At 59.7% G+C, this 17,075-nt stretch carries 15 protein-coding genes; 14 read left to right on the top strand and 1 reads right to left on the bottom strand.

The features are described 5' to 3' along the window. Positions 1-141 precede the first annotated feature (141 nt). From J8G15_RS18415 to J8G15_RS18430, 4 genes are all read left to right on the top strand, one after another. Positions 142-624, top strand: coding sequence for a PDC sensor domain-containing protein (locus J8G15_RS18415; protein ID WP_210544047.1), 483 nt, complete (start codon positions 142-144; stop codon positions 622-624). Between the two features lie 12 nt (positions 625-636). Beyond that, positions 637-1,176, top strand: a complete 540-nt coding sequence (locus tag J8G15_RS18420) for a HAMP domain-containing protein (protein WP_210544049.1) — start codon at positions 637-639, stop codon at positions 1,174-1,176. A 45-nt stretch (positions 1,177-1,221) separates the two neighbouring features. Beyond that, complete coding sequence (locus J8G15_RS18425) at positions 1,222-1,536, top strand: PAS domain-containing protein (protein ID WP_210544051.1); 315 nt, start codon at positions 1,222-1,224, stop codon at positions 1,534-1,536. A gap of 102 nt (positions 1,537-1,638) precedes the next feature. Beyond that, complete coding sequence (locus J8G15_RS18430; RefSeq protein ID WP_370627438.1) at positions 1,639-2,892, top strand: putative bifunctional diguanylate cyclase/phosphodiesterase; 1,254 nt, start codon at positions 1,639-1,641, stop codon at positions 2,890-2,892. A gap of 952 nt (positions 2,893-3,844) precedes the next feature. Here the strand turns inward: J8G15_RS18430 and J8G15_RS18435 are convergent. Beyond that, a complete protein-coding gene (locus tag J8G15_RS18435) occupies positions 3,845-4,900 on the bottom strand; it encodes an AraC family transcriptional regulator (protein WP_210544053.1) in 1,056 nt (351 codons plus the stop codon). A gap of 125 nt (positions 4,901-5,025) precedes the next feature. On the opposite strand from J8G15_RS18435, the gene J8G15_RS18440 reads away from it, so the two are divergent. From J8G15_RS18440 to J8G15_RS18485, 10 genes are all read left to right on the top strand, one after another. Beyond that, entirely contained in the window at positions 5,026-6,762 is a 1,737-nt protein-coding gene (locus J8G15_RS18440; protein ID WP_210544054.1) for an AMP-binding protein, read from the top strand. A 19-nt stretch (positions 6,763-6,781) separates the two neighbouring features. Then, on the top strand, positions 6,782-8,404 hold the full coding sequence (locus J8G15_RS18445; protein ID WP_210544056.1) for a carboxyl transferase domain-containing protein: 1,623 nt from the start codon (positions 6,782-6,784) through the stop codon (positions 8,402-8,404). A 3-nt stretch (positions 8,405-8,407) separates the two neighbouring features. Continuing rightward, a complete protein-coding gene (locus J8G15_RS18450) occupies positions 8,408-9,193 on the top strand; it encodes an enoyl-CoA hydratase/isomerase family protein (protein ID WP_210544058.1) in 786 nt (261 codons plus the stop codon). Positions 9,194-9,198: 5 nt separating this feature from the next. Continuing rightward, positions 9,199-9,714, top strand: coding sequence for a DinB family protein (locus J8G15_RS18455; RefSeq protein WP_210544060.1), 516 nt, complete (start codon positions 9,199-9,201; stop codon positions 9,712-9,714). 10 nt (positions 9,715-9,724) lie between these two features. Next, positions 9,725-11,749 (top strand): acetyl/propionyl/methylcrotonyl-CoA carboxylase subunit alpha, encoded by a 2,025-nt coding sequence (locus J8G15_RS18460; protein ID WP_210544062.1) that lies wholly within the window; start codon positions 9,725-9,727, stop codon positions 11,747-11,749. Between the two features lie 548 nt (positions 11,750-12,297). Further along, on the top strand, positions 12,298-13,017 hold the full coding sequence (locus tag J8G15_RS18465; protein ID WP_210544064.1) for a FadR/GntR family transcriptional regulator: 720 nt from the start codon (positions 12,298-12,300) through the stop codon (positions 13,015-13,017). A 26-nt stretch (positions 13,018-13,043) separates the two neighbouring features. Further along, positions 13,044-14,027, top strand: coding sequence for an L-idonate 5-dehydrogenase (locus J8G15_RS18470; RefSeq protein ID WP_240538365.1), 984 nt, complete (start codon positions 13,044-13,046; stop codon positions 14,025-14,027). A 28-nt stretch (positions 14,028-14,055) separates the two neighbouring features. Next, the gene (locus tag J8G15_RS18475) at positions 14,056-15,024 is read left to right on the top strand and encodes a sialic acid TRAP transporter substrate-binding protein SiaP (RefSeq protein WP_210544067.1); all 969 of its coding nucleotides are present in this window, start codon (positions 14,056-14,058) and stop codon (positions 15,022-15,024) included. An 11-nt stretch (positions 15,025-15,035) separates the two neighbouring features. Further along, positions 15,036-15,647 carry a TRAP transporter small permease gene (locus J8G15_RS18480; RefSeq protein ID WP_210544069.1) on the top strand — a complete coding sequence of 204 codons (612 nt, stop codon included), beginning with the start codon at positions 15,036-15,038 and terminating at the stop codon, positions 15,645-15,647. 9 nt (positions 15,648-15,656) lie between these two features. Continuing rightward, positions 15,657-17,063, top strand: a complete 1,407-nt coding sequence (locus tag J8G15_RS18485) for a TRAP transporter large permease (RefSeq protein ID WP_210544071.1) — start codon at positions 15,657-15,659, stop codon at positions 17,061-17,063. The last annotated feature ends 12 nt before the right edge of the window (positions 17,064-17,075 follow it).

Genomic DNA, 17,075 nt, shown 5'->3' on the forward strand with positions numbered 1-17,075 from the left:
CAAGGCGCTATCGGAATCGATTCCCATGACAAGTCAAGAAGTAAACATGCTGCTCGATAGGTCGATGCACGCGCACTGCTTTGGGGTAAGGATGCCAGAATGAACCTAAAATTTTTTCAGTCAAACTCCATCAAAACCCGGTTGACCCTGTTCACGCTGGCTATTTTTGTATTCAGCATCTGGGCGATCTCGTTCTACGTGAGCCGCACCTTGCAGGGCGATATGCAGCGCCTATTGGGCGAGCAGCAGTTCCAGACAACTTCCATGGTGGCTGATGAGATCAATCGTGACGTGCAATATTATTTGAACGGGGTTGAGGTTGTTGCTAAATCGCTCGGCCCAGTCCTTTCGAGCGGCGCAGCGGAAACACAGAAAGCACTGGAAAACCGAGCCATCTTTCATCATCTTTTCAACTCGGGCAGTTTTTTCACCGGGATCGACGGTACGGTGCTTGCATCCCTTCCGGCCTCTCTGGGTCGAGTGTGCATGAATTCCATGGACCATGATTCCGTCGCCACTGCGCTTAGGACGGGTAAATTGTCAGTCAGCAAGCCGGTGATTGGCAAGGTGCTGAACAAGCCAGTACTCACCATGGCGGCGCCCATTCGTGATCCACAAGGCTAGGTAATTGGTGCATTGGGCGGTGTCATCGAACTGGATAAACCCAATTTTCTGGACAAGATTGCCAAGGCTTCGTTCAACCAAAACGGTCTTGTTTCAATTGCCGCAGTGCAGCACCGTATCATTGTCGCGTCCTCGGACAAGACTCGCGTGATGATGGCCCTTCCACCGCCCGGCGTGAATCCCGGCCTGGATCGAGCTTTCGCTGGCTTTGAGGGCTATGCCATGACCGTCAACATCACGGGGCAAGAGCAACTGGCGTCTTTCAAGCAAATTCCGGCAGCGCAGTGGTACCTTTACTCCGGTCTTCCCATCGAGGAAGTATTTGCTCCGGTGCGAGCGATGCAACAACGCATCTTGCTGGCCGCGATCCTGCTGACGCTGCTGGCAGGAAGCTTTACGTGGTGGATGTTGAGGCGTGAGCTTGCTCCCATGTTTGACACCGCTAGAAAGCTGGCCCATATGACTGAGGCTGGCCAGACGCCACAGCCTTTGCCGGTAACACGCCAGAATGAAATCGGCGAACTGATCAGCGGCTTCAATCGCCTGCTGTAAACCTTGGGTATGCGCGAGACGGCGTTGATTGAAAGAGAAAGACGCTTGAACGAAGCTCAACGTATGGCAAAGGTCGGCAGTTGGGAACTGGATTTGCGTTCCAACCACTTGACTTGGTCGGACGAGACCTTCCGTATCTTAGAAATTGATAAGACGCAATTCAAACCCACCTACAAGGCATTTTTGGCCACAATTCACCCGGACGACCGCGAGGCAGTGGATACAGCCTACACGCGGTCTCTCGAAGTCCGAACGCCCTATGGCATCGAACACCGTTTTCTGTTTACCGATGGCCGCGTTAAATACGTACTGGAGCAATGCGAGACCACATTCAGCGCGTCGGGCCAGCCGCTGCATTAAAGAGGGACCGTTCAGGACATCAGCGATCGCAAGGCAGCGCAAGACGAGATTCAAAGGCTGGCTTTCTCGGACCCTTTGACTGGCCTGCCCAACCGCAGATTATTGCGTGACCGGCTCGAACATGCGTTGGTTGGCGCATTGCGTCATGGACATCAGGACGCACTGATGTTCATTGACATGGATGACTTCAAGACCCTCAACGACACCCTGGGCCACGACAAGGGCGACCAGTTGCTCCAACAGATGGCGGGTCGAGTGCTGGCTTGCGTGCGCGAAGATGACACAGTGGCACGACTGGGCGGCGACGAATTTATTGTCCTGCTCGAAGATCTGGACGCAAACCCACAGGAGGCTGCCACGCAGGCCGAAAGAGTGGCCAGAAAAATTCATGATGCGCTGCGTCAACCCTACCAACTTGACAGCCACGGCTATCGCAGCACCGCCAGTATCGGCATCACCCTGTTTGGCGGCGCTCAGCGCGAGAGCATCGAAGAGCCGTTGAAACGCGCCGAACTGGCCATGCACAAAGCCAAGGCCATCGGGCGCGACAACTTGCGTTTCTATGAACCCGGAATACGAACTGCCGTTTTGGTTCGCGCAACTCTGGAAGCGGATTTGCATGAAGCGCTAGCCAAAGAACAGTTCCTGCTGCACTACCAGGCCCAGTTCGATACCGATCACTTGACCGGGGTAGAAGCCCTGGTGCGCTGGCAACATCCCGAGCGCGGTCTGGTTTCTCCCGCCCAATTCATCCCCGTTGCAGAGGCCACCGGCTTGATCCAGCCCTTGGGCAAATGGGTACTGGAGACCGCTTGCGAACAGCTCGCGCTTTGGGCGCTGCGCCCAGAGATGGCCCATCTCACCATCGCTGTCAATGTCAGTGCGCGGCAGTTCAGACTGCCCAGCTTTGTTCAAGAGGTGCTGACCGTGCTGGAGACGACTGGTGCCAACCCCAAGCGTCTCAAGCTCGAACTGACGGAGAGCCTGCTACTCGACAATATGCAAGATGTCATCGCCAAGATGACCGCACTCAAAGCAAACGGCGTGGACTTCTCGCTCGATGACTTTGGCACGGGCTATTCATCGCTGAGTTACCTCAAACTTCTGCCGCTCGATCAGCTCAAGATTGATATGGGCTTTGTCCGGGACATCCTGACCGACCCCAACAATGCCGCCATTGCCAAGATGGTGATCGCTCTGGCCGAGAGCATGGGCTTGAACGTGATCGCTGAAGGGGTGGAGACCCAGGCGCAACGCGACGCGCTCGAGGACTTGGGCTGCCATGCGTATCAGGGCTATTTGTTCAGCCGACCACTGCCGATCAAGGAATTTGAGGCATTTGCACGGCGGGCTTGAGTTGGATTTGATACTCGCGCTGGACGGAAATTGGACGGCCGGAAAGCTGGCATTGGTGTGCGACTCCTTGCGCTGAGTACTTGACTTATGTAGGCGCCGAGTGACAGCCCGCTTTGGGCCTTTCGAGGCTTGTACGACGCCTGCCATCCGCCACGGTCGGATCAGGTGCGTTCCTGTCAGGGGCAGGCATCCTACAACCCTAAACTGTAGCTGTCGGTGAGTGTCGTGCAAGTGTTGCCGAAATACCTGTGCCACTGGGGGCATTCTCTCGACTTTGGAGCGAGCGGACGTATCCCCCAATTCATAGAATGGCCTCTCGCAGGCGTTGGCGGTCGTGAACATCAATTGATATGGGCGCCGGTGAGAGTGGGTGCCCCGTGGTTGCCATGCCTGTTGAGTGAGCATCGGTCGCCAGCCGGCGTCCTGCTTGACGATGAGGGGCTTGTACCGGGCTTGCTCCACAAAGTTATCCCCAGATTCTGTGCATCACTTTGTCTGTCAAAGCTCTGCTCTGACGAATACGTCAGATAGAAAGAAAAAACTTTTACGTTTTTGTGGATTCGCCAGAAATCTTGCCGGATGGACCTGTTTTTCTGCTAGGTAAAGGAGTGCTTTCGAGGATATTTTGTCTGGTTATACCGGGTGCTTAAATAGTGAGCATCGCGTTGTAAGCCAATGCCAGCAACAATTCAAGGACTTGTTCGGTGTGTACTGCACAAAGTTATTCACAATTTTTGTGGAGTTGTTTTTGGCATCGAACGACACGGCCTAAATTCAACTCGGTTCTTCAGGTTTGGGTCACTTATGGTGTCATTTTCGGGATTGCCTGTTTGGTAGGCACGCCTTGGCAGCCCGCATCAAGCTTGACGATGGCGCTCTTGTTCTGGGGTACATCCACAAAGTTATCCACAAAATCCGTGGACTACTTTTCAGTGCAACCAAGCCGGGCAGACTAAGGCGCGCTTGATTGGCGGCGGAAGTCGGCGGGTGATTGACCGGTCCAGGACTTGAACGCGCGAATAAAGCTTTTCTCATTCATAAACCCACTGGCCTGGGCGACTTGCTTGATGGGGCGATCGGTGCGCAGCAGCAGGTCTTTGGCCAGCTTCTGGCGGACTTCGTCCTTGAGTGCCTGCAGGGAAGCGCCTTCTTCCTTCAGTTGGCGGTGCAGGGTGCGGGGAGACATCAAGAGCAGGGCGGCCAAATCCTCCGCGCTGTGGGCTTGTTCCGGGTGGGCGAGCAGAGTCTGGCGCACACGCTGCACTAGCAGGCGGTCGCGCCGGTACTGCAGCACGGTCAGAGGCAGGGCGCGTTGCAGCATGTGTTGCAGGGCGGCTTCGTCCCGGTGCAGCGGCAGGCTCAGGTAGCGGGCGTCAAACTGGATGCTGGCCTGCGCTGCGTGAAACGCCGTGGGGCCGGTAAACAGCACCTTGTAAACCTTGGCATGCGGTGGCGGAGCAAACGGAAAGCGGGCCGCCGTGACGGCAATGCGCGAGTCCAGCAGCCAGCAGGCAACGCCATGCACATTGCGCAACACCGACACCAGGCAAAACTCGCGCAGCGCGCCCAGGTCGCGGTGCTCGGCAAGGCTCAAAGTGGCGACGTCCCCGGCCACACTCAGTTTGAGCGTGATGTCGTCGGTCAACAAGCCGTGGTGGCGGCACCAGCGCTTGAGCGCCACGCCCAGCGTGGGTGCGCTGATCGAGGCGCGGGCCAGCATACCGTAGCTGCCCCAAGGCAGGCGGCGGGTGAACCAGCCCAGGCCTTCGTCATCCAGCTCCTGCATGGCAGCGCCGGAAATCAACTCCATCTGCAGGGCGGTGATGCCGGCGTCCGTCAACTTGAGAAGTTCTGGCGTAATTTGTGCCTTCAGTAAAGCGGATTTTGGACTCAGGTTCACCCGCTCGTAAGCCAAAATAATGGCGTGAACAAAGGCGATTGGCGTCACCGAAGGGCCGGACAGGCTGGCGTTGTTGGGAAGACTGAGTAAGTTCACGGCATGAATCATAGGCTTACTCGGGAGGAGTTCTGGCAGTATTTGCAACCTCAGTGGCCGACCTCAATCGCGCGATCGGCCTATGCTGTGGCGTGAGACTCCCTGAGGGTTTCGTTGCGCCCCTTGGAGGAAATGAGATGACCCAAATGCCTGCCACCCCCGCCGCCGAGCTCGTTTTGACCCGCAGCTTGTCTTGCGGTGCGACCGACACGCCGTTGATTGAGCAAACCCTGGGTGCCTGTTTTGACGCCATGGCCGATGTGCAGCCCGACCATGAGGCGCTCGTGAGTGCGCACCAGTCGCTGCGCTACAGCTACCGCACACTGCAAACCACCTGCAATCAACTGGCCAGCGCGCTGTTGGGCTTGGGCCTGCAGAGCGGCGACCGGGTCGGCATCTGGTCGCACAACAACGCGCAGTGGTTGTTGATGCAACTGGCTACAGCCAAAGTGGGCCTGGTGCTGGTCAACATCAACCCCGCCTACCGCACCTCCGAGCTGGAATACGCGCTGAACAAAGTGACCTGCAAGGCTCTGGTGACCATGGCGCGTTTCAAAACCAGCGACTACCTGGGCATGGTGCGTGAACTGGCGCCGGAGTTGGCGACTGCCTCGCCCGGCGACTTGCACGCCGCCCGCTTGCCCGACTTGCGCACGGTGGTGTGGATTGACGAACCGGGGCAGGGCGATGACTTGCCCGGCGTGATGCGTTTCTCCACCCTGTTGGCACAGGGCAACGCGGCCGACCCACGGCTGAGCGCGACGGCCGCCACCCTGAAGGCCACCGACCCCATCAACATCCAGTTCACCAGCGGCACCACCGGCTTTCCCAAAGGCGCCACGCTGACGCACCGCAACATTCTGAACAACGGCTTTTTTGTGGGCGAGGCCATGAAGCTCACCGCCGCTGACAGGTTGTGTATTCCGGTGCCGCTGTACCACTGCTTTGGCATGGTGCTGGGCAACCTGGCCTGCCTCACACACGGCGCCACCATTGTTTACCCCAACGACGGTTTTGATGCGCTTGCGGTGTTGCAAACGGTGCAGGCCGAGCGCTGCACCGGGCTGCATGGTGTGCCCACCATGTTCATCGCCCTGCTGGACCATCCCCGCTTCAAGGAGTTTGATCTGTTCACGCTGCGCACCGGCATCATGGCCGGCTCCCCCTGCCCGATAGAGGTGATGAAGCGCGTGGTGAGCGACATGAATATGGCCGAGGTCACCATTGCCTACGGCATGACGGAGACCAGCCCGGTGAGCTGCCAGAGCACCACCACCACGCCTTTGGAGAAACGCGTGGCCACAGTGGGGCTGGTGCAGCCGCACCTGACGGTGAAGGTCATCAACCCCGAAAGCGGCGAAGTGGTGGCACCCGGCGTGTCCGGTGAGTTGTGCACGCAAGGCTACTCGGTCATGCACGGTTACTGGGGCGACCCCGCCCGCACCGCCGAGGCGATTGACGCCGAGGGCTGGATGCACACGGGCGACCTGGCCACCATGGATACGCAGGGCTATGTGAACATCGTTGGCCGCATCAAGGACATGGTGATTCGCGGCGGCGAGAACATCTACCCGCGTGAGATTGAAGAGTTTTTATACCGCCACCCGCAAGTGCAAGGCGTGCAGGTGGTCGGTGTGCCCGATACCAAATACGGCGAAGAACTGTGCGCCTGGGTCATCGCCAAGCCGGGCCAGACGGTGACGGAAGAGGAACTGAAAGCCTTCTGCAAAGGGCAGATTGCGCACTACAAAGTGCCGCGCTACATTCGACTGGTCACCGCCTTCCCCATGACCGTGACCGGCAAGATTCAAAAATTCAAGATCCGGGACGAAATGAAGCAGCTGCTCGGACTGCAAGACGATCTAACCGCCTGAACAAAAAAGAGACACCCGCATGCCTATTCTTGACACCCAACTCAACGCCCGCTCTGCGGATTTTCTGGCCAACGCCAGCGCCATGCGCCTGCTGGTGGACGACCTTAACGCCCAGATTGCCAAAACGGCGCTGGGCGGCGGCGAGGCGGCCCGCGCCAAGCACACCGGGCGCGGCAAGCTGCTGCCGCGTGACCGCGTGCAAATGCTGCTTGACCCCGGTACGCCATTTCTGGAGTTGTCACCCCTGGCGGCCATGGGCATGTACCCTGACCGCGACGGCTCGGACAGCGCGCCCAGCGCCGGCGTCATCGTTGGCATCGGCCGGGTGAGCGGTGTGGACTGCATGATTGTCTGCAACGACGCCACCGTCAAAGGCGGCACCTACTACCCCATGACGGTGAAAAAGCATCTGCGCGCGCAGGAGATTGCCCAGCAAAACCGCCTGCCCTGCGTGTACCTGGTGGACTCGGGCGGGGCCAACCTGCCCAACCAGGACGAGGTGTTTCCTGACCGGGACCACTTTGGCCGCATCTTCTTCAACCAGGCCAATATGAGTGCGCTGGGCATCTCTCAGGTGGCGGTGGTCATGGGCAGCTGCACCGCGGGCGGCGCCTATGTGCCGGCCATGAGTGACGAGACCATCATTGTCAAAAACCAGGGCACCATCTTTTTGGGCGGCCCCCCGCTAGTGAAAGCCGCCACGGGCGAAGTCGTCACCGCCGAAGACCTGGGTGGCGGCGACGTGCACACCCGTCTGTCTGGCGTGGCCGACCACCTGGCACAAAACGATTTGCACGCCCTGGCCATGGCGCGTGAGGTGGTCTCCCACTTGAATCAAAAGAAGGCCGTAGCCCCCGCCATACATGCGCCAGTCGCTCCTAAATTTGCAGCAGAGGAACTGTATGGCGTGATCCCAACGGACACCCGCAAGCCGTTTGATGTGCGCGAAATCATTGCCCGCATCGTGGACGGCTCAGAGTTTCATGAATTCAAGCCGCGTTATGGCGCCACGCTGGTCACCGGCTTTGCGCACATTGAAGGCATGCCGGTCGGCATCATTGCCAACAACGGCATTCTGTTCAGCGAGTCGGCCCTCAAGGGCGCGCACTTCATTGAGTTGTGCTGCCAGCGCAAGATTCCGCTGGTGTTCTTGCAGAACATCACCGGCTTCATGGTCGGGCGCAAGTACGAGAACGAAGGCATCGCCCGCAATGGCGCCAAGATGGTGACCGCCGTGGCCACGGCAGCGGTGCCCAAATTCACCATCATCATTGGTGGCAGCTTTGGCGCCGGCAACTACGGCATGTGCGGCCGCGCCTTCAGCCCGCGTTTCTTGTGGATGTGGCCCAACGCCCGCATTTCCGTCATGGGTGGTGAGCAGGCCGCCAGCGTGCTGGCCACCGTCAAACGCGACGGCATTGAGGGCAAAGGCGGCGCCTGGAGCGCGGAAGAAGAAGACGCCTTCAAGGCCCCCATTCGCACCCAGTACGAAGTGCAGGGCCACCCGTATTTCGCTACCGCGCGCTTGTGGGACGACGGCATCATCGACCCGGCGGATACCCGCCGCGTGCTGGCGCTGGGCTTGAGCGCATCGCTGAACGCCCCCATACCCGACACCACCTTTGGCGTGTTCCGGATGTAAGCCATGAATGCACTGACCACCACCCAACAAGGGGCCGTGCTGACCCTGACCCTCAGCCGACCCGATGTGTGCAACGCCTTCAACGACGAAGTCATTGCCGAGATGACCGCCGCCTTTCAGGACGCCGCCACCCGCGCCGATGTGCGCGCCGTGGTGCTGGCAGCTATTGGCCCCGCCTTTTGCGCTGGCGCTGACCTGAACTGGATGCGCTGCATGGCGGACTACACCCGGGAAGAAAACCTGGCGGACGCCGCCAATCTGGCCGAGATGCTGCGCGTGATGTACGAATGCCCCAAACCCACCGTAGCCCGCGTGCAGGGCGACGTGTTTGCCGGCGGCATGGGCCTGGTCGCCGCCTGCGACATGGCCGTGAGTGTGGACACGGCGACTTTTTGCCTGAGTGAGGTCAAGCTGGGTTTGATTCCCTCCACCATCAGCCCCTATGTGATCCGGGCCATGGGTGCGCGCGCGGCGCACCGCTACTTCTTGACCGCCGAGCGCTTCAGCGCGGCCGAGGCACATCGCATCGGCTTTGTGCACGAGGTGGTGAGCGCGGACCAGCTGGACGCCAAAGTGGCGGAGTTGACGCAGGGCTTGTGCAACGCCAGCCCCAACGCCGTGCGCAGTTGCAAGCGGCTGCTGCAAGAGGTGGCTGGGCATGACATTGAGGCGCCGCTGATTGCGCTTACGGTAGACGGCATTGCCGACATTCGTGCCAGCAGCGAAGGCAAAGAGGGTGTGCAGTCTTTTCTGCAAAAGCGCAAACCCAACTGGCTAGCAGGCGCCTGATCACCATGCAAGCCCATGCCTACTTTTTAACCCTGGCCCGCTACAACGTGTGGGCGACGGGCCAGTTGCTGGAGGCGGTGAACGCTCTGCCAGATGCCGACTATCGGCGCGACTGCGGCCTGTTCCTCAAGTCCATTCATGGCACGCTGAATCACCTGTGGGTGGGTGAGCACGGCGTCTGGCGCAAGCGTTTCGCTGATTGGTTGTCGCCCCAAGTGGCGCTGAATGCCGAGGTGCACGCCGACCGCGCCGTGCTGGCCCAGCAACTGCTGCTGGGCGCGCAAGCGTGGCAGCCGCTGATTGAAGGCTGGGACGACGCGCGTTTTGAGGGCACGCTGCACTACCGCAACCGCAACCTCAGCGGCGTGGCCATGTCCCTGCCGTTTGCCACCACGCTGGATCATGTGTTCAATCACGGCACCCACCATCGCGGCCAAATCACGGCGGCGCTCACGGCCATGGGCCAGCCCTGCCCGGAGCTCGATCTTATTTACCTGCTGCAAAGCGAACAAGTCAAATAAAAGGAACACCATGTTCAACAAAATTCTGATTGCAAACCGGGGCGAGATCGCTTGCCGCGTGGCAGCCACCGCCCGCCGCATGGCCATCAAAACCGTGGCCGTCTATTCCGATGCCGACGCCAACGCCAAACACGTGAGCGTGTGCGACGAGTCGGTCTACATCGGGGGCAGCGCCCCCAAAGACAGCTACCTGCGCTGGGAGCGCATTCTGGAAGCAGCCAAGGCCAGCGGCGCGCAAGCGGTGCACCCCGGTTATGGTTTTTTGAGCGAAAACGAAGAGTTTGCCCAGGCCTGTGCTGACGCGGGGCTGGTGTTTATTGGCCCGCTGCCCTCCAGCATCCGGGCCATGGGCTTGAAAGCCGAGTCCAAGCAGCTGATGGAAAAAGCCGGCGTGCCGCTGGTGCCGGGTTACCACGGCAGCAACCAGGACGACGCCCTGCTGCAGCGCGAGGCGGATGGCATTGGCTACCCCGTGCTCATCAAAGCCAGCGCGGGCGGCGGCGGCAAAGGCATGCGCGCAGTGGACAAGTCGGAAGACTTTGCCGCCGCCCTGGCCAGTTGCAAGCGCGAAGCCATCAACAGCTTTGGCGACGATGCGGTGCTGATTGAAAAGTATGTGCAGCGCCCGCGCCACATCGAGATTCAGGTGTTTGGCGACACCCAGGGCAACTATGTGTACCTGTTTGAGCGCGATTGCTCGGTGCAGCGCCGCCACCAAAAGGTGCTGGAAGAAGCGCCCGCGCCGGGCATGACGCCCGAGTTCCGCCAGCAAATGGGCGAGGCGGCGGTGGCTGCGGCCCGCGCTGTGAACTATGTGGGTGCCGGCACGGTCGAGTTCATCGTCGAGCAAAAGTCCGATGGCTCGATGATCTTCTTCTTCATGGAAATGAACACCCGCCTGCAGGTGGAGCACCCAGTCACCGAGGCCATCACCGGGCAAGATTTGGTGGAGTGGCAATTGCGCGTGGCCAGCGGCGAGCCGTTGCCGCTGCAGCAAGACCAGCTCCGGATTCACGGCCACGCCATTGAGGCGCGTATTTGCGCCGAAAGCCCGGACAACAACTTCCTTCCCGCGACCGGCACTCTGCATGTGTACGGCTTGCCGGACTGCGTGAGCTTCGTGCGTTGCGACAACGGCGTGCGCGTGGACTCCGGCGTGCGCCAGGGCGACCCGATTTCGCCGTTTTATGACTCCATGGTGGCCAAGCTGATCGTGCACGGCGACACGCGCGAGCAGGCCTTGTCCCGGCTGGATACCGCGCTGGCCCAGACCCACATCGTCGGGCTGAACACCAACGTGCAGTTTTTGCGCCACGTGACTCAAAGCCGCTCGTTTGCAGAGGCCAACCTGGACACCGCGCTGATCCCGCGTGAAGAGGCGGTGCTGTTTAAGCAGGAAAGAGTGGGCTTGAACCTGGCCGTGGCCGGCGCCATTGCCCACACCTTGTTGGAAGAGCAAGCGGTGGAGGCGTCCTTGGCGCAACGCCACGTCTGGCTGGACCCTTGGGCCCGGCGCGATGGCTGGCGCTCGCACGGCCCCAGCACACGCCGCTTTGACTTTGAGTTTCAAGGCGAAGTGCACACGGTGCAGATGACCACGCTGCACGACGGCGCACTGCAACTGGACGTGGCAGGTGAGTCCGGTGTGTTCTCGTTCGCGCCGGTGACACAGGGCATTGACGTGCGCTTGGGTGAGCGGCGCCAGATTGTCAGCGTGTATAGAAAAGAGGCTGTAGCGCACGTATTCACTGCACAAGGCGCTACGCAAATCATAGCGATTGACGCATTGGCTCATGCGGGTGACACGCAGGCCGAAGGCGGTCGCCTGACCGCGCCCATGCCGGGTAAGGTGGTGTCCTTCGCGGTGAAAGCCGGCGACACCGTCACCAAGGGACAGACCTTGGCCGTGATGGACGCCATGAAGATGGAGCACACCATTGCCGCCCCCATGGACGGGGTTGTGGCCGAGTTGCTCTACGCGCCCGGCGACCAGGTCACTGAGGGATCGGAGCTGCTCAAGCTGGTGGCCGCCTAAATCGAGCCGCTTTTCTGCCCCCAAAGTGATCGCACTCTTTGGGGGCAGCGCACCCGTACCTGCGGCGCCCGCCTGCAGGTCACCCCTGCATGGGAGCGGGGAAGTCACAGCGTCCTAAAGTGTTGACTCGCCCATAGTTAACCGCAGGCGCCTACGCCCGGACTGGGTGCCCCAAGTGGGCCGCCAACACCCCACCCGAGTTGCCGGGTAGCTACCCGGCAACAACCCGGTCTCAGACGCCGAGCGTCACCGCCACGCCCGTTCTTGCGGCGCCAAATTCACAGCGAACTTCTGGCGTTGATCTTGATGGCATGGCCTTGTGTGTCACCGTCTGAAGTTTGCGTCATGGCCTTTGCGCCAGCCACGATAAAACCCGTCTTGGCACCTCAACCCTCGCGCTCAAAAGCAATTGTCAATGCTGTCCCGAGGCCCTTTCACGCACCGCTGATTCGGGAAAACCCTGTTTTCCAAAAGAAATTTTCTTCTTATTATCTGGTCAATTGGTAAGGCCAATTTACCAACTCACCTTTTTATCAAGTTTGAATTTCATGCCATTTCAACCCATCGAGCCACGCCGGCTGTACCGACAGATTGCTGAACAGGTGCGCCAACTCATTCAAAGTGGCGAATTTGCAGTGGGCTCGCGTCTGCCGGCTGAACGGGACTTGGCCGTCAAGATGGGTGTGTCACGTCCCTCAGTGCGTGAGGCCTTGATTGCGCTGGAAGTTGAGGGGCTGGTTGAGGTGCGCATGGGCTCCGGGGTGGTGGTGATCGGGCGCGAACGCTTGCGCATCCTTGACAACGCGCCCGGTCCCTTGGAAATCATCCGTGCTCGCCAGTTCATTGAATGCGAGCTGGCCGCCTTGGCAGCACGCAGCACCGATGCCACCCTGGTGCCTGAATTGGAAGAGACCCTGCGCGACATGGAAAGCGACATCGCGTCGAACACGCTGCCTATTCGAGGCGACCGCGCTTTTCATATTCGCATTGCGCAGGCCAGCGACAACAGCGCCTTGCAAGCCGTGATCACGCAACTGTTTGACGAACGCAACAACGTCATGTTCGAGCGTTTGGGCAGTCACTTTGAGCGAGAAGCCAGTTGGAAAGCCGCTGTGGATGAACACCGTGCGTTGGTGCAAGCCATTGCGTTTCATGACCCCGACATGGCCAGAAAGGCCATGATCAGTCACCTGGATTGTTCTCATGACCGTTTTTCGGCTGGCTGGCCGACCACCGACGATCGTGACACCAGCAAGGGTGTGCTGTGAGACTGGCCTGCACCCTCAACGGCCCAATGCAACTCTCGGTGGAGCGGCTGGATCCATCAGAACCAGGTCCTGGACAGGTGCGTTTGCGCTTGGGGGCGGGCGGCATTTGCGGCTCAGACCTGCATTACTACCAGCACGGGCGGGCAGGCGTCTTTGCCATTCGTGCGCCCTTTGTACCGGGGCACGAAGCATCGGGTGTCGTGGAGGCTGTGGGCGAAGGCGTGACGAGTGTGCGGGTCGGCCAGAAGGTGGCCGTGAACCCCGCCCATCCCTGCCGCGCCTGTGCCGCCTGCCGGATGGGGCGAAGCAATTTGTGCGAGCGAATGGTCTTCTTGGGAAGCGCTGCGATTTTTCCGCATATTGCAGGGTTGTTTCGCGAACAATTTGTGGTCGCCGAGCGCCAACTGACCGGCATTGACGAAGACGTGAGTCTGGGTGAAATTGCCTGCGCTGAGCCGCTCTCTGTGGGGCTGCATGCGGTGCGGCGTGCGGGAGAGTTGTTGGGCGCGACCGTCCTGGTCACGGGCGCCGGCACCATTGGGTGCATGGCCGTGATCGCTGCGCGTTTGGCCGGCGCCGGACGTGTCATTGCGTGCGACCCTAGCGAACGGGCTCGCGAGATGGCCCTGACCGTGGGGGCGGACGAGGCGCTGGCAGACAGCTCCGCCTTAAAAGGCGTGGCCGATGTGGCGATAGAAGCTGCAGGCCATCCGTTGGCGCTGGCCAGTTGCCTGTCTGCCGTGCGTCGCGGCGCACGCATTGTGCAAGTGGGCACTTTGCCAGCAGAAATCTCCTTTCCTGCCAACGACATCATGTCGCGTGAACTGGATTACGTCGGCGCCTTTCGCGCCGACATCGAATTTGACTGGGCCGTTCAGGCCATTCGCACCCGCCGCGCCGATGTGCGCCCGCTCATCAGTGCGCAGTTCCCCATCAGTCAATCGAAAGCGGCCTTCGATCTGGCTTTGGACAAAGGCCGCAGTACCAAGGTGCAGCTCATTCCGGGCTGACATCCTATTTACAAAAAGGAGACAAACCATGACATTCAAACGTATCACCCTCGCACTGGCCGTCGGCCTCGTGTTGGCAGCACCCGCCTCCGCACAGACCAAGCTCAAATGGGCCCACGTGTACGAGCCGGGCGAACCCTTCCACACGGCCTCCGTGTGGGCTGCAGAAGAAATCAAAAAACGCACCGCGGGTCGCTATCAAATCGACGTGTACCCCTCGTCGCAGTTGGGTAAAGAAAACGACATCAACCAGGGCCTGACGCTGGGCACGGTCGACATCATCATCTCGGGCTCCAGCTTTGCCGCCAAGGCTTATCCTCGTATCGGTGTCACTTACTACCCCTACACCTTCCGCAACGTCGATCACCTGCTGGCTTACACCAAGAGCGACATCTACAAGGAGTTGACCACCGGTTACGAGCAAAAGAGTGGCAACCAAATCGTGGCCACCACGTATTACGGTACCCGCCACACCACCAGCAACAGGCCGATTACCAAGTGCGCCGACATGAAGGGACTGAAGATTCGCGTGCCGGACGTGCCTGCCTACCTGGCCATGCCTCGTGCCTGCGGTGCCAACACCTCGCCAATCGCATTTGCCGAGGTCTATCTCGCTTTGCAAAACGGGACTGTTGAAGCGCAAGAAAACCCTCTCACCACAATCGAAGCCAAAAAGTTTTTTGAAGTCCAAAAGAACATCGTTTTGACAGGCCACATCGTCGACCACGTGAACACGGTTGTGGCCGGTGGGTTGTGGAAGAAGTTGTCGGATGCGGACAAGAAAATTTTCTCTGATGTGGCACTGGAAGCCGCAGTCAAAGCGTCCAAAGAAGTTGCGGCCCGAGAAGGCGAGCTCGTGGCCGTTTTTCGGAACAAAGGGATCACGGTGACCGAGGTGAATACCGGCGAATTCCGCGACACGGTCCTGAAAAACGTGCCGTTTGAGCAGTATGGCTACCAAAAAGCCGACTGGGATCGCATTCAGGCCATCAAGTAAGGAAAGCCAGCATGTCGCGTCAAAACACTCGGCCTGTTGCAGGCAGTGAACGTGTCGTGCGGCCGGCCGAAACCAGCGCGGAAGCGCTGGCGGCCAGCTTCGAACCGGCCGACCACCACAAGGTCGACCTGTCTCGCTATCGTTTTGAAGACTGGATTTGCTTCGGCTTTTTCTGGCTCATGGCCGGCTTGGTGTTTCTGCAATTTTTCAGCCGCTATGTGCTCAACAATTCTTACGCCTGGACCGAAGAGTTGGCCGTGTACTGCCTGATCGGCGTGGTTTTTATTGGCGCGGCCATGTGTGTACGCCGCATGCGGCACATCCAGGTGAATCTGGTGTACAGCCACCTTTCTGCCTCAGCCGGTCGAGCCTTGTCTACTGCGGTCGACCTGGTCGCTCTCGCTTTTTATGGCTACGCCGCCTGGCTGGTGGCGCACTACGCGCTGGCGGTCAACAACGAGCCGATGACCACCATTGACTGGAACAAGAGCTATGTGTATTGGCTGGCATTTGCCGGTTTTGCGTTGATGGCGGTGCGGGGGGCACAAGTCGCCGTATCGAACTGGCGGCGCGGTTTCTCTTCGCTGCAAAACCCCGAATTTTTTGAAGACTCGGTCAACTGAACGGACACCATGCTCATCCTGATTTTTTCCTTTTTGGGGCTGATGCTCTGCGGCTTGCCGGTGGCGGTGGCCATGGCGGGGGGGTCTTTGGTCTACATCATTATTTCCGGTAGCGTGCCTGACATTGTGTTGGCGCAGCGCATGATTTCGGGCGTTGAATCCTTCCCACTTCTGGCCGTTCCTTTCTTCATTCTGGCCGGAAACCTGATGAACATCGCGGGCATCACCGGACGCATCTACAGCTTCGCTGTGGCCTTGGTGGGTTGGATGAGAGGCGGCTTGGGTCAGGTCAATATCATTGGTTCGGTGGTGTTCTCCGGCATGTCCGGCACGGCCATTGCTGACGCCGCCGGTCTGGGTTCCATTGAAATCAAAGCCATGAAAGACCATGGCTATCCGGTGGAATTTGCAGTGGGTGTGACGGCTGCATCGGCCACACTGGGACCCATCATTCCGCCGTCGTTGCCCTTTGTGATCTACGGCATGATGGCCAACGTGTCCATTGGCGCGCTGTTCGTGGCGGGCATCTTGCCTGGCCTGGTTTTGACCGTGCTGATGATGATCACCGTCGCCTACTACGCCCGCCGTAATGGTTGGGGTGGCGACGTGGCTTTCAACTGGGGTCGCCTGTGTAGCGCTGGACTGGAGATTCTGGTGGTGCTGGCCTTCCCGATGTCGGTTTGGTTGGCCGTTGAGGCCGGTATGTCCGTCAATGTGGCCGCGGTGTCGGGCTTTGTGGTGCTGTTGGCGCTCGATTGGAAGTTCAACTTCTCCGCCGTGCTCGCGCTCATGGCGCCAGTGATCTTGATTGGCGGCATGACCATGGGGTGGTTCACCCCCACCGAGGCGGCGGTGGCCGCGGTGCTGTGGGCGCTGTTTCTGGGCCTGGTGCGGTACCGCACCATGACCCTCAAGACGCTGGCCCAGGCCACCTTCGACACCATCGAGACCACGGCCTCCGTGCTGTTCATCGTGACCGCAGCCTCCATCTTTGCCTGGCTGTTGACCACGACACAGGCGGCGCAGGTCTTGGCTGACTGGATTTTGTCTATGACGAGCAACAAATGGGTGTTCCTGCTGCTGGCCAACTTGTTGATCCTGTTCGTGGGATGCTTCATTGACACCATTGCAGCCATCACGATCTTGGTGCCCATCTTGCTGCCCATTGTGCTCAAACTGGGCATCGACCCGATCCAATTCGGACTCATCGTGACATTGAATCTCATGATCGGTTTGATGACACCGCCGCTGGGCATGGTGCTGTTTGTGCTGGCGCGTATCTCGAAACTCTCCATAGAGCGCACCACCATGGCCATCCTCCCCTGGTTAGTCCCCCTGTTTGTGGGACTGATCGCCATCACCTATATCCCCGCGCTCACGCTGTGGTTGCCACAGCAAATGGGCTTGCTCAAATAGAACGGAAGCACG

Source organism: Rhodoferax sp. PAMC 29310, assembly GCF_017948265.1.
In the GTDB taxonomy this organism is placed as follows: domain Bacteria; phylum Pseudomonadota; class Gammaproteobacteria; order Burkholderiales; family Burkholderiaceae_C; genus Rhodoferax.

Coding starts and splice junctions, on each gene's coding strand:
- J8G15_RS18480 (WP_210544069.1), top strand. CDS start 15,036: ATGTCGCGTCAAAACACTCGGCCTGTTGCAGGCAGTGAACGTGTCGTG.
- J8G15_RS18435 (WP_210544053.1), bottom strand. CDS start 4,900: ATGATTCATGCCGTGAACTTACTCAGTCTTCCCAACAACGCCAGCCTG.
- J8G15_RS18455 (WP_210544060.1), top strand. CDS start 9,199: ATGCAAGCCCATGCCTACTTTTTAACCCTGGCCCGCTACAACGTGTGG.
- J8G15_RS18465 (WP_210544064.1), top strand. CDS start 12,298: ATGCCATTTCAACCCATCGAGCCACGCCGGCTGTACCGACAGATTGCT.
- J8G15_RS18450 (WP_210544058.1), top strand. CDS start 8,408: ATGAATGCACTGACCACCACCCAACAAGGGGCCGTGCTGACCCTGACC.
- J8G15_RS18475 (WP_210544067.1), top strand. CDS start 14,056: ATGACATTCAAACGTATCACCCTCGCACTGGCCGTCGGCCTCGTGTTG.
- J8G15_RS18485 (WP_210544071.1), top strand. CDS start 15,657: ATGCTCATCCTGATTTTTTCCTTTTTGGGGCTGATGCTCTGCGGCTTG.
- J8G15_RS18440 (WP_210544054.1), top strand. CDS start 5,026: ATGACCCAAATGCCTGCCACCCCCGCCGCCGAGCTCGTTTTGACCCGC.
- J8G15_RS18470 (WP_240538365.1), top strand. CDS start 13,044: ATGCAACTCTCGGTGGAGCGGCTGGATCCATCAGAACCAGGTCCTGGA.
- J8G15_RS18460 (WP_210544062.1), top strand. CDS start 9,725: ATGTTCAACAAAATTCTGATTGCAAACCGGGGCGAGATCGCTTGCCGC.
- J8G15_RS18445 (WP_210544056.1), top strand. CDS start 6,782: ATGCCTATTCTTGACACCCAACTCAACGCCCGCTCTGCGGATTTTCTG.